At 72.5% G+C, this 12,881-nt stretch carries 10 protein-coding genes; 9 read left to right on the forward strand and 1 reads right to left on the reverse strand.

Going from position 1 to position 12,881, the window contains the following annotated elements; all coding sequences use genetic code 11:
* The first annotated feature begins 163 nt into the window (after positions 1-163).
* From ACFWI8_RS08455 to ACFWI8_RS08480, 6 genes are all read left to right on the forward strand, one after another.
* The gene (locus tag ACFWI8_RS08455) at positions 164-514 is read left to right on the forward strand and encodes a hypothetical protein (protein ID WP_387087299.1); all 351 of its coding nucleotides are present in this window, start codon (positions 164-166) and stop codon (positions 512-514) included.
* Positions 515-533: 19 nt separating this feature from the next.
* Positions 534-2,309: a hypothetical protein gene (locus tag ACFWI8_RS08460; protein WP_387087301.1), complete on the forward strand. Its 1,776-nt coding sequence runs from the start codon at positions 534-536 to the stop codon at positions 2,307-2,309.
* Positions 2,306-2,500, forward strand: coding sequence for a hypothetical protein (locus ACFWI8_RS08465; RefSeq protein WP_387087303.1), 195 nt, complete (start codon positions 2,306-2,308; stop codon positions 2,498-2,500). Before ACFWI8_RS08460 ends, ACFWI8_RS08465 begins: the two co-directional genes overlap by 4 nt.
* Positions 2,497-3,060 carry a hypothetical protein gene (locus tag ACFWI8_RS08470; RefSeq protein ID WP_387087305.1) on the forward strand — a complete coding sequence of 188 codons (564 nt, stop codon included), beginning with the start codon at positions 2,497-2,499 and terminating at the stop codon, positions 3,058-3,060. The genes ACFWI8_RS08465 and ACFWI8_RS08470 overlap by 4 nt, the downstream gene beginning before the upstream one ends.
* 52 nt (positions 3,061-3,112) lie before the next feature.
* Positions 3,113-4,681, forward strand: coding sequence for an ATP-binding protein (locus tag ACFWI8_RS08475; protein ID WP_387087307.1), 1,569 nt, complete (start codon positions 3,113-3,115; stop codon positions 4,679-4,681).
* A gap of 81 nt (positions 4,682-4,762) precedes the next feature.
* Positions 4,763-7,600 carry a family 43 glycosylhydrolase gene (locus ACFWI8_RS08480; protein ID WP_387087309.1) on the forward strand — a complete coding sequence of 946 codons (2,838 nt, stop codon included), beginning with the start codon at positions 4,763-4,765 and terminating at the stop codon, positions 7,598-7,600.
* 132 nt (positions 7,601-7,732) lie between these two features.
* Here the strand turns inward: ACFWI8_RS08480 and ACFWI8_RS08485 are convergent, their stop codons facing one another.
* A complete protein-coding gene (locus ACFWI8_RS08485) occupies positions 7,733-8,992 on the reverse strand; it encodes a helix-turn-helix domain-containing protein (protein WP_387087311.1) in 1,260 nt (419 codons plus the stop codon).
* 200 nt (positions 8,993-9,192) lie between these two features.
* Between ACFWI8_RS08485 and ACFWI8_RS08490 the strand changes: the two genes are divergently transcribed.
* The 3 genes from ACFWI8_RS08490 (at position 9,193) to ACFWI8_RS08500 (ending at position 12,835) form a co-directional block, all read left to right on the forward strand.
* Positions 9,193-9,903: a DUF4232 domain-containing protein gene (locus ACFWI8_RS08490; protein ID WP_387087313.1), complete on the forward strand. Its 711-nt coding sequence runs from the start codon at positions 9,193-9,195 to the stop codon at positions 9,901-9,903.
* Between the two features lie 219 nt (positions 9,904-10,122).
* Complete coding sequence (locus tag ACFWI8_RS08495; protein ID WP_387087315.1) at positions 10,123-12,576, forward strand: N-6 DNA methylase; 2,454 nt, start codon at positions 10,123-10,125, stop codon at positions 12,574-12,576.
* A 31-nt stretch (positions 12,577-12,607) separates the two neighbouring features.
* Entirely contained in the window at positions 12,608-12,835 is a 228-nt protein-coding gene (locus ACFWI8_RS08500; protein WP_387087317.1) for a hypothetical protein, read from the forward strand.
* Positions 12,836-12,881 lie beyond the last annotated feature (46 nt).

The raw sequence follows: 12,881 nt of genomic DNA on the forward strand, positions 1-12,881 counted from the left end.
TGTCGTGCTTCTTGTGGTCTTTTAAGACCAACCGCTGCTGATGGGTGGGCGGGGCGCCGGGGCGGGGGGGGGCGGGCGCGGGGTGCGGCCCGCCGGCCCGCGGCGGACCCCTCCGGCGCGGACGACCGATCTGGGCCGACCGCGTTCGGAGGCGGCCCGCCGGGTGGTGCGCCGCCTGGACGCGGGGGTCGACGACGCGGCACGCGCGGGGCTGGTCGCCGCGCTGTGCGAGGAGTACGCGACGGCGCACGGCAGCGTTCCGCTCGGCTTCGTCGCCGTCTGCCGCCTCGGGCCGCCCTACGTGGACCACACCCTCAACCTGCTGGGCAGCATCGTGCGGCACTACGGCCCGACCGAGCCGATGCCGGCGCCCTTCGAGTCGGCTCGGATGCTCGTGCGCACCGGCGCCTATGCCTGGGTCGAGGTGTTCGACGACGGGCTGCTGCTGCCCGTGCACGAGGACGGTCAAGTGGTGGGGGCGCGACGCGGACCCGGGGGCGGGGCGGGACGATGACCGTACGGGTGGAGGAACGATGAGCGAGGTGGACCACGTCCTGCGGGCCCAGGTCCGCGAGGTCAACAACCGGGTGTTACGTCTGGGCGAGCAGGTCAACCTGGTCTCCGGCCAGGTGTCCGCGGTGGACGCCAGACAGGCGCAGACCCAGGACGAGTTGCATCGGCTGCGCGCCGACTTCCTCGCCTTCGTCCAGGAGGCGCAGCGGGCGAGCAACATGCAGCGGGCCGAGACCCGGATCGGCGTCGTCAAGGACGACCTGGAGCACACCTTCGGGCACCACAAGGTGGTCCGCCGCACCGCCGTCGGCATGCTGCAGGCCTTCGACGTCGGGCTCGTGTCGGAGCAGGCGGTGCGGTCGGTCAGCGAGGAGCTGATGCTCAGCGCCCCGCGCTACTGGCTGGCGCCCGTGCTGGTCGCGCTGGCCGCCTGGGCCGCGGACGAGAAGGACCTGTGCGCCCGCGCGGTGGACGAGGCGTTCCGTCGTTCCGCCGGCCGCACCTCGCTGTTCTTCGCGCTGGTCCTGCGCCGCCAGGGCCGTCAGGAGGCCGCGACCCGCTGGCTGCGGCACTTCCTGAACGCACAGGACCCGAGCCGGCTCGGGCGCGAGTTCGCGGTCATCCTGGAGTCCATCTCCCAGGGCGCGTTCGGCGGTGCCGGCCGCGAGATGCTGCGCGAGCGGACGCGGACCTGGCGGGAACGGCTGCTCACCGACGAGACCACCGCCGCGGGGCAGGTCGACCTGTGGCGCGCGGAGATCGAGTCGCTGCGCGCGCCGAGCGCCGCGGCCGACTTCCCCCGGCTCGCCGCCCTGTCGCCCGAGTGGGGCGCCCTGGACGCGGTGTTGAGCGGCGCGCGGGCCCAGCGGGCGTTCCAGGACAAGTACCGCGCCGTGATGGACCGCGAGGTGACGCCGATGGACCGGCTCGAGGACGCGGTGGACGACATCCTCGACCGGCTGGTCTCCGAGTACGACACCGAGGAACTGCCGCTCCGCCGCGACCTGGCGTTCAACGAGGCGATCATCGACGCGGGCGGCGACCTGGCCGCCGCGCGGGCCGCCGTCGACCGGGAGTCGGCGGCACTGGGAACGACGCTCGACTACCTGACCGTCCAGACGACGTCGGCCCTCAGACCGGACAGCATCGGGGTGTCGCCCGCGACCCAGCGCATGGCCGTCGCGGCCTGCCACCCCTTCGTCTCGCAGGCGTTCGACGAGTTCGGCCTCGCCTACCGCAGCGCCATCCCGGCCGACGTCCGCGTCATCTTCAGCGCCTCGCACACGGTCGGTGCGCGGACGTTCGCCCTGCCGCCCTGGACGGGCTCCTTCGTCCAGCCGCTGGAGGCGCTCCAGGCCGATCTCGCGGCGCACTGGGACCGACACGGCCAGCCGTTCGTCGAGTCGCTCCGCTACCAGTGGCGGGGGCCCGCGATCGCCCTGGGCGCCGCCCTGGTCCTGATCCTGTTCGGGATCGGCCAGTTCAGCCTCGGCTTCGCCGCGCTGCTCGCCGTCGGGGTCGGCGCCGCGGGAGGGCTGGTGCTACGGGGGCGTGTCGACCGGGCGGCGAAGGCCCTTCGCCTCGCAAGGGAGTTGTTGGACAAGGCCAAGGGCGAGTCGCTGCGGCAGCTCACCGAGGCGCGAGCCGAACTGACCGACTGGCAGTCGCGGTTCCAGGCCGCCGACGCGGTCGGCGCGGAGGTCAGGGCGTTCATCGCCTCGCTCCCGACCGCCGACCAGGCGCCCACCCCGTTCGAGAAGCGAACCGTCACCTCTCCGCAGGGAGCCGGCCGATGACCTCGCCCACCACACCCCGCCGCCCCGCGGCCAACGACACCTGGGCCGCCGGGGCCACCCGGGCGTCGTCCGGGGCGCCCGAGGAGCGCCTCACCAGCCGGCTCCGGCGCGTCGTCGACAGCCTGCCCGATTGGTCTCCCGCACCGCCCGGCGAGATCCTCGTGCGCCGACCGGGAGCGGACGACGCGTGAGCGAGCTGTGGGGACGCGGTGGCGGATACCAGGCGTGGGCCGACCACCTGGAGCAGTGGGCGCGTGGCGCGCGGCCCGACCCGGACCGGCTTCCCGCCCTGGCCCGCGACGACTTCACGGCCGGCACCTGGGCGCGGCTCGCCAACCGACTGACCGAGGCGATCTCGACCAGCCTGCAGACCTGGGCCGACGGGTTGACGGCGGCCATGAGCGCGGAGACCGACGAGTTCGCCGTGGGCCGGGCACTCGCCCAGGCGCGGGAAGGGCTGCGCGGGGTGCGGGCGCTGGCCGCGCACCCCGGGCTGCCCGCGGAGCTGCGCGAACGCCTCCTCCGCTTGGTGGACGGCCAGGTGGCTCGCCTCCAGGAGGAGTTGGAGCGCGACCTGGCACGCCGCCCCGAGACCGCGACCGAGCCCCGTTGGGTGGAGGCGCGGTTGCGGACCCTGCGCGACAACCCGCTCACGGCCGTGCTCGCCGAGGACACCGACCGGCCGTCGGCCGCGGCGGGCTGGACCTACGACCCGGCGGCGCCGACGCGCCGTCGGGTGATCCGTCCTTGATCCCGGGGCGCCGGCCCAGGGAACCACACATGACGTTGGAACGAAGGCGACGATGACCAACTACGCCGAGAGCCGGCGCGATCTCGACAGCTTCCTCAACGCCCGGGTGCCGGTCATCGGCGTCCGCACCATCGAGCAGCAGCGGGCCCTGCGGCTGGTGCGCGAGGTCGCCACGGACAGTCGTCGTGGGGCGATGCCGTTCTGGATCTACACGCGGGCCACGGGCCTGCGTGACCTGCGGTCCAACGCCACGGTGCAGGACGACCGTTCGCTCACGGGGGCCATGGAGTTCGCCGCCGCCCAGTTCACCAGTCGCCCGAACGCCACGCTGATCCTCGTCGACCCGGACGATCTGGACCTGGACACGCAGTTCACCCGGCATGTGGCGGAGCTGGCACGGCTCGCGGACGCCAACGCCGGCAGCCTCGTGCTGATCACGGACAAGCCGATCTGGAGCGGGCTCCAGCGGCTCGGCATGAGCATCCAGCTCGACCTGCCGGACGCCGACGAGATGTACGGCACGCTGCGGAGCTTCCTCGACGACCACGAGGGTGTCGTGCCCATCGAGTGGGACGAGCAGGACAGGCGTCGCGCCGCCGAGTTCCTCCGGGGGGTGACCGAGGCGGAGGCGATCAACCTCGTCGCCACCATCGTCTCCAAGGGCGCGGTCACCAAGGACGACGTGCTCACGGTGGCCCGGCACAAGGACCGCATCTTCAGCGACCTGGCCGGGCTCGAACGCATCCACCTCCAGGAGGCCGACTACCAGGTCGGCGGGCTCGTCAACCTCCGCACCTGGTTGAGCAGGAAGCACGAGCTGATGCACGCCGACCTGCGCGGCACCGGACTCCGCCCGCCGCGCGGGGTGTTGTTGGTCGGTGTGCCCGGATGCGGCAAGTCCCTGTCCGCCAAGGCCATCGCCACCGAGTGGCAACTGCCGCTCTACCGACTTGACATGGCCAGCATCCACGGCAAGTTCCTCGGCGAGTCCGAGGGGCGGATGCGGGAGGCTCTGCAGACCGCGGACCGGGTGGCGCCGTGCGTCCTGTGGATCGACGAGATCGAGAAGGGCCTGGCGGGGCGCGACGACTTCAACGGCGTCAACCAGCGCGTGGTCGGGCAGTTCCTGTTCTGGCTCCAGGAGTCCACCTCCCGGGCGTTCGTGGTGGCCACCGCGAACGAGGTGCGCAGCCTGCCGCCCGAGCTGCTGCGCAAGGGCCGGTTCGACGAGCTGTTCTTCGTCGACCTGCCGGACGAGCAGGACCGGGCCGAGATCATCGAGCTGTACTACCGGCGTTATGTCAGGACCGAGCCGGACCCCGAGCAGGTGGCTCGACTGGTGGACCTGTCGGAGGGGTTCGCGGGCTCCGACATCGAGTCGGCGCTGCACGACGTGGGCGCCGAGGTGTTGCTCGGTGGTGGTCCCGAACAGCTGCGCCCGTCGTTCGTGGAGGACACCTTCGCCAACACCTCGCCGCTCAGCCGCACCAACCCCGAGCAGATCGAGGAGATCCGCTCCTGGGGCCGTGATCGCGCCGTGCCGGCCGGCCGTTCCCGGGGGCTCGCCTCGGCCGGCGCCGCCCCGGCCACGACGCGCCGGGTGGTGCACTGGGCGGACTGACCGGCCCGCGGTGTTCGGTTCTGTGCGAGTCCTTGCGCGAACAATCTTGACCGTGGTCATTCAGTTCGGATACTGAGCGGTATGCCCCCCACACGACGGTCGTCCCGGCTCGGCGCCGCGTTCGTCGGCGCGTTGGCGTTGATCGCCACCCTGCTCGCCCTCCCCGCACCGGCCCAGGCCACCTCCGAGGCCGAAGAGCCGTACGCCGGCTACCTCTTCACCTACTTCACCGGCGAGGGCACGGCCGACGGCGAGCAGGTGTACTTCGCCCTCAGCCGTGGCAACGACCCACTGCGCTGGCAGGAGTTGAACGGCGGGAACCCGGTGCTCAGCTCCACGCTCGGCGACCTGGGGGTGCGCGACCCGTTCGTCATCCGGGCGCCGGAGGGCGACCGGTTCTACCTGATCGCCACGGACCTGCGGATGCACGGCGACGGCGACTGGGACCGGGCGCAGCGGCACGGCAGCCGGTCGATCATGGTGTGGGAGTCCCGCGACCTGGTGAACTGGTCCGCGCAGCGGTCCGTCGAGGTCGCGCCGCCGACCGCCGGCAACGTCTGGGCGCCGGAGGCGTACTGGGACCCGGAGCGGGAGGCGTACGTCGTGTTCTGGGCGTCCAAGCTGTACGCCGAGGACGACCCGGACCACACGGGCGACACCCACAACCGCATGATGTACGCGACGACCCGCGACTTCACGACGTTCAGCGAGCCCGCGGTGTGGCACGACCCCGGCTACTCGGTGATCGACTCGACGGTGATCGAGGAGGACGGCGTCTTCCACCGCTTCACCAAGGACGAGCGCGACCCGTCCTCCGCGAACCCGTGCGCCAAGTTCGTCACCCAGGAGTCCTCGACCGATCTCCTCGACCCCGCCTGGGACTTCGTCGCCGACTGCCTGGGCAGCGGCGCGCTGGCCCGGGGCGAGGGGCCGACCGTCTTCCGGTCCAACACCGAGGAGAAGTGGTACCTGTTCATCGACGAGTTCGGCGGGCGCGGCTACGTGCCGTTCGAGACCACCGACCTGGCGTCCGGGCGGTGGACCGAGTCCGCCGACTACCGGCTGCCGGCCTCGCCCCGGCACGGCACCGTGCTGCCGGTCACCCAGGCCGAGTACGACCGCCTCGCCGAGCGCTGGGGCGTGCCGCCGGTGCGGGCCGACGAGGAAGGACTGGTCGCGCACTGGCCGCTGGACGGCTCGGCGGCGGACGCCTCGGGGCACGGCTATGACGGCACCCTCGCCGGTGACGTGAGCTGGGCGGACGGGGCACTCGCCTTCGGCGGCACGGACGGGCACGTCCGGCTGCCCGACGACCTGCTGGCCGGCGTCGACGCCGTCACCGTCTCCGCCGACGTGTGGGTGGACCCCGCCCAACGCACCCCCTACTTCCTCTTCGGCCTCGGCAACACAGCCGCCGACGGGCGCGGCGACGGCTACCTCTTCGCCACCGGCGGCACCGAGGACGGCGGCTTCCGCGCCGCGCTCTCCGACGGCGACTGGACCCGCGAGCAGCAGGCCGCGTCCGACGGCGGCCTACCACGCGGCCGTTGGGTGAACGTCGCGTACACGATCGACGGGACGAGCGCCGTGCTCTACCGCGACGGCGTCGAGGTGGCGCGCAACGACGCGATGACGCTGCGCCCCTCCGACATCGCCGGCGGCCGCACCACCGCCAACTACCTGGGCCGCTCGCTGTACACCGCCGACCACCGCTTCACCGGCCGGATGCGGGACGTCCGGCTCCACAACCGGGCCCTGTCCGCCGACGAGATCGCCGCGCTGCCCGGCAACGCGACCGCCGTGCGCGCCGTCGACCTCCGCCAGCTGCGGGTGCCGGCCGTCATCGACACCGCGAGCGACACCGTCACCCTGCCCGTGGTCCCCGGCACCGACCGGCGGCGGCTGCGCCCCGAGTTCACGCTCGCCCCCGGCGCGCGGATCTCCCCGCCCGGCGGCCGGCCGGTCGACCTGCGCGAGCCGGTGACCTACACCGTCACCTCGGCCGAGGGCGCCACCCGGCGCTGGACGGTGCGCGCCGTCGAGATGCGGAGCCCGGTGCTGCCCGGGTACACCGCCGACCCCAACATCGTGGCGTTCGGGGACCGTTACTACCTCTACGCCACCACCGACGGCTTCCCGGGATGGGGCTCCACCACGTTCAGCGCCTGGTCCTCCCGGAACCTGGTCGACTGGCGGGACGAGGGCGTGATCCTGGACCTCGGGCCCGACGTGTCCTGGGCCGACTCGCGGGCCTGGGCGCCGACGATCGCCGAACGCGACGGCCGCTACTACTTCTACTACTGCGCCGACGCCAAGATCGGCGTGGCCGTCGCCGACTCCCCGACCGGCCCGTTCGTCGACTCCGGCGCGCCGCTGATCGCCGCCAACCCGGACGGCGGCGGCCAGCCCATCGACCCGGCCGTCTTCACCGACACCGACGGCCAGCCGTACCTCTACTGGGGCAACGGCTCGGCCTGGGCGGTGCCGTTGAACGACGACATGGTCTCCTACGACCCGAACCAGGTCCGCCGGATCGAGGGACTGACCGACTTCCGCGAGGGCCTGTTCGTGGTCGAGCGCGACGGCCGCTACCACCTGACGTACTCGATCGACGACACCCGCAGCCCGAACTACCGCGTCGGCTACGCCACATCCGACAGCCCGCTCGGCCCGTTCACCTCGCGTGGCGTGATCCTGCGGCGGGACGACTCGCTGGGCGTCCTCGGCACCGGCCACAACTCGGTGCTCAACGTGCCGGGCACCGACGACTGGTACATCGCCTACCACCGCTTCGCGATCCCCGACGGCGACGGCACCCACCGCGAGACCACCCTCGACCGCCTCACCTTCTCGCCGGACAACCTGCTCAAGACCGTCCGCCCGACGCTGGAGAGCGTGCGCCCGCGGCGGATCGAGTAGCCGCACGGCCCTCCGTCGTCGAACGGGTCAGGCGGCCGGCTCCGGCGCCTCGGCCGACCACCGCCACCCCGCCGACCCCCACGCCGCCCGCCGCCCGATCCGGCCGGGCTGCGCGACGACACGTTCGCCCGCTCAACCGGCGTCGGACGCGTACCACTCGGTGCCGCCGAGCGGGAAGGCCCACTCGGGCTGCCCGCTGGTGGCGCTGGTGTGGAACGGCTGCCCCTCGTCGTCGATCACCAGCACCCCCTCGCGTTCGCCGCTGGTCCACGCCAGCTCCAGGTACCACTCCACGTCCCGGGTATCGGTGTGCGCGGTGACGTACACGACGAGCGGGTCCGTCTCGTCCACCCAGAGCGGCAGTTCCGGCTGGCCGCCCGCGGCGGTGGCCTGGGGGGTGGCCGCGTCCAGGTCGACGTCGTAGGCCGTGGTCTCGACGGGGCCGCCGCCGCAGGCGCTGTACCCGGTGTACAGGTTCCAGGGCAGCGGGTCGCCGGTGCGGGTCACGCGGACGCTCAGGTCGCGCAGCACCACCGTCTCGTCGGCCGCGGCCTGGACGGTCAGCTCGATGTACTGCTGCTCGGCCGAGACGGCGCCCATCGCGCGGGCCCAGCCGGGGGCGCCGGGCTCGTCGGGCGGCGGCGGGACGGACTCGGGCTCCGCGTCGACCAGGTAGTGGTTGCCACAGGGGTTCTCGAACGCGTGGGCGCGGGTGGCCACCGTCACCGGCGCCGGCCCTTCGCCGCCGGGGGGTGGCTGCTCCCCCGCCGGATCCTCCGTGCCCTCCGCGTCCTCCGCGTCCGCCGCGTCGTCCGGGCCGGTGGGGGCCGCCGCCGTCTCCTCCGGGCTCGCCGCCTCCGTCGGATCCGCCGGCGCCGTCTCCCCGGTCTCCGTCGTCTCCGTGGTCTCCGTCGTCCCCGCCGCGTTCGTCCCGTCCGACTCGTCGTCGCCGCCGGCGGCGAGCAGCAGCCCTCCGCTCACGGTCAGGGTCGCGGTCAGGGCGAGGGCGCCGGCGACGAGGGCGGGACGCCAACGCCGCCGGGCGGATGGCGCGGGCGGCTCCCGCGGCGCGGGTTCCTCGGCCACCACCGGCGCGACGGCCGGGGACTCCTGTGCGGGGACCCGCTGTTCGCGTTCCCGCTCGCGCGCGGTGTCGGCCGCGATCCAGCGCCGGTGCAGTTCGACCAGCTCCTCCGGCCTCGCCTTGCAGAGCCGCGCGAACCGCTCCACCGTCGCGAACTCCGGCGGCAGCCCGTCCCCCTTGCAGTAGCGGTGCACCGTCGAGGCGCTCAGGTGCAGCCGCTTGGCGAGCGTGCCGTAACTCAGCCCCGAGCGCCCCTTCAACTCCTCGAGCAGCGCGGCCAGATCGGCGATCTCCGTGTCCGCGGACATGTCTCCCCCTCGTTCCACCGTCCCGGCGGGCCATTCGATGCGCCTCACATCCTCCCAGCTCACCGGGGGTTCGAACGTCCCATCCCCCCGTCCCGGCCATCGTCGCTGGTGGGCGGGACGAAGACCGGCAGAAGCTGTGGTCGTCCGGCGGGCCACCCGCCGGGATCGAACGACAGACCACACGAGAAAGCAGCACCCACATGAACGCCTTCACGCTCCGCCGCCGCACCCGCACCCTCGTCGCAACCGTCGCCGCCGTGGCCGCCCTCTCGCTCACCGCCTGCCAGGACGACGAACTCGTCGGGGGCGGCGACGCGGGTCAGGAGGAGTCCGGCTCCTCCGCGGGGCAGGACAGCACCACGGGCGGCGCCACCGGCGGCACCACCGGCGGCGGCAGCGACCAGGTGGGCGACGGCGACGGCACCGAGGACGGCGAGGACCTCGTCGAGGGCGGCGGGCAGGGCGAGGACGGCGAAGCGGGCGACGAACTGGCCGTCATCCCCTGCGCCGACCAGAACACCCAGGTGACCGTCTCCCCGGTCGAGCGGCCCATCAACCACCTGCTGCTCACCGTCACCAACACCGGCGACGAGCGGTGCGAGGCCTTCAGCTACCCCCTCCTGGGCTTCGAGAACTCCCAGTCCACGCTGCCGTTCGTCGAGGACAGCGTTCCGCAGGCCGTGGTCTCGCTCGAGCCGGGTGACTCGGCGTACGCGGGCGTGATCACCTCGGCCGCCGACTCGGCGGAGGGCTACACCTCGACCTCCCTCAGCCTCACCTTCATGGACATCAACGGCAACCCGGTGGGCGAGCTCGTCGACCTGCCGCTGCCGGGCGGCGAGGTGTTCGTCGGCGACGCGGCGGCCGTCACCTACTGGCAGACCGAGATGGACGCCGCCCTCATGTGGTAGCCGGCCCGAGGGGGTGGTCGGGGGCACGCGCGAAGTGCCCCCGGCTCGGCCGGCCGAGCCCGGTTGTGCTTCCCGTTCCAAAAACACCGTTCTCGAAGTTCGGTACCGTTTCCTCATGGTGCTCAACCGCGCAGGTGCCGAGAAAACCCCTCTCAGCAGCCTGGAACCCTCGCTGTCGCGAGTGCAGCGGCCAACAGGGAGGTCTCATGCGCACTGCCAATGCGCATTACCCGTGGCGTCTTCGACTGCTCTAACGTCCTTTCAGAGCCGACACCGAACGCGTGTGGCAGGAAGGGCATGTCGATGAGTGAGTCGGGCCATGAGGAGCGGTTGATGACCAGGTCGGAGATCGCGAGGGTCGCCGGCGTCGGCCGGCCAACGGTCACCAACTGGCAGCGCCGTCACCCGGGCTTCCCGCGCCCTGAGCGCAACGGCGATGACGAGTACTTTCACCGGTCCGCCGTACTGAGCTGGTTGGACTCCCGGGTGGTCCCCATCCACCTGCGGGCGGAAGAGGACGCGCCTGGCGGCACCTACGGTGATCGGGCCCGCCGCGCGATGGGCCTGGCGGTCACGCTCTCGCCGGCGCATGAGACGAGCGGGCCCGAGACCGTCGTCACGGATCCGGAACCACAATCGGCTCAGTCGGCGAACGAGCAGGCCGTGGCGGAACTGCTGGGCGGGCTGGCCGACCGAGTGCGTGGGCCCGCGACGATGGTCGACTACCTCAGCCTGCTCCTGTCGCTCAACTTCCTGTGTGCCAAGGGCGGCCCGCCCTGGGCCACCGTGGAGACGCTCGTGGACACCGGATCGGGCCGGGATGGCGCTACCGCGCTGCTCCGTCACATCGGGACCGCGACTGACGGCGAGTTGCGTCGGATCGGGGTGTTGCCCGGTATGGCCCAGGTGTTTTCCAGGCTGGAGCCCCGGTCCATGGGTGATCTGGTTCGCGCCGTGCGCCTCGTTGAGCGGTGTGGTCGGGGCGCCTTTCGGTTGATCCTGGACGAGTACGAGGGGCAGGCCGGGCTGCGAAGCACACAGTTCTTCACCCCACGGGGCGTCGCACAGTTGATCGCTGACCTGACGGTGGCGGGCTGGCACGGCCCCCCGCCCACCTTGTACGACTTCTACACACGCGGAGGTGAGCTGCTGGCCGAGGCGACCGCGCGCCTGGTGGCCAAGCCAGGATCCCCAGCGCCCGTCGTGGTGGGAGACAGCCCACACCAGGACACCCTGCGCCTCGCGACCATGAACCTGGCGTTGCAGGGGGCCCGTCCGCGCCTGCAGTTCACCCGAGATTCCTGGCGCCCTCACACGCGGGCACGGGTGTCAGCGGACCTGGTGCTGACCAACCCGCCCTTCAACATGAGCGACTCGAGCGGGGAGGCCAGGGACGGCGCGGACTGGGCCTACGGGGCGCCGCCGGTCGGCAACGACAACTTCGCCCACGTGCAGCATGCGTTGGCGGCGCTTCGCGAAGGCGGGCGAGCCGTGATCGTGATGCCCAACAAGGCCGGGAACTCGGTAAACCGGGCGGAGCGGTTGATCCGCGGGAACATGGTCGAGGCCGGAGTGGTCGAGTCCGTCCTGGCGCTGCCGCCGCGGCTGTTCTCCAGCACGGACGTGCCGGTCTCCCTCTGGTTCCTCCGGCATCCCGCTCAGCCCCGCGACGAGGTGCTGTTCCTCGACGCCCGTGACCTGGGCACGCGGCGGCGAGGTCGGAACGTGCTGGCGGAGGGGGACAGGGAGGCCATCGTCGCCGCGATGCGGAGACGTGGTGGGGAGGGCGTCGTGACCGGCGGAGTCGTCGGGCGGGGACGCCTCCGCGAGCAGGGCTACTCGCTGACGCCGTCGGATTACACGTCGGTGACCCGGCAGCCGCCCGCCCACTCCTTCACCTGTAAGCCACCGACCCCCTCCCGGAAACCACCTCTGACCGAGGCACTGGACGAGGTGGCACGCCAACAGGCCCACGCGGCGGAGGCCGACCGGGAGGCGGCGGACGCTGGTGTCCCGCCCCTCGAACTGATCCTCCCCCCGGAGGGCCAGCGAGTCGGGCTGCCCCGTGGCTGGAGCAGGGTGGAGCTCAGGCAGCTCTGCCACATCAAGGCCGGCCCGTCCTACACCCGGCTGCCCGCCGACAGGCGGATCGCCCATGGTGACGTTCCGGTCGTGTTTCCGAGGCACTTGAAAGGCGGGCGCATCAGCGACACCGACCAGGTCCGGGTGTCGGCCGAGGACGCCCGCAGGCTGGACGGCTTCCGGCTGGTGACCGGGGACATCCTGTGCGTCAGGACCGGGTCCCTGGTTCCGCCGGCCATGGTGCGGTCGGCACAGGACGGCTGGCTGCAGAGCACCAACCTCCTGCGGCTTCGCCGTCATGACCACGCTGAAGTGGACCCCGGCTACCTGCTGGACTACCTCGCACGCCCCGACGTCATGGAATGGATCCGGAACCGCTCAGCTGCCACGGCCGCGCCGTCCATCAGCGCCGACTCGCTCGGACACCTGCCCGTCCTGCTGCCACCCCTGGCCGCCCAAAGGGACATCCGTCGGTCGCTCGCCAGCCTGGAGGCCCAGGCCCGGGCACACCAGCGGCTGGCGCTAGCCGTGCGCCACGCCCGCTTGACACTGGCCGAGCAGTTCGTCGCTGGTGGGCTGGGGCATGAGTGACGCACAGCCGCCCGGACGGGCGGGAGAGAGCGTGTCCGATGCGGTCGCCCGCCGGACCACGAGCCACGCATGGGTGCTGTGGATGCTGATCGTGGGACTGTTCTCCCTGGTGGTGGCACTCTGCGCCGGCATCCTCAGCTCGGCGGACGGAGCGTCCCTGGCGCGGGCCGTGCTGCACGGTGGTGCGGCGTTCGCCAGCACGGCCGGGTTGAGCCTGGGGGCGCTGGGGGCGGCGTCCACCCTGCGGAGAGCGCGGTAGGTGAGGGCGGACGTGGGCCGGGATGCTTGGTCGGCACCGGTGATGG

It is taken from the genome of Streptomyces sp. NPDC127098 (assembly GCF_042722465.1).
GTDB classification, from domain to species: domain Bacteria; phylum Actinomycetota; class Actinomycetes; order Streptomycetales; family Streptomycetaceae; genus Streptomyces; species Streptomyces millisiae.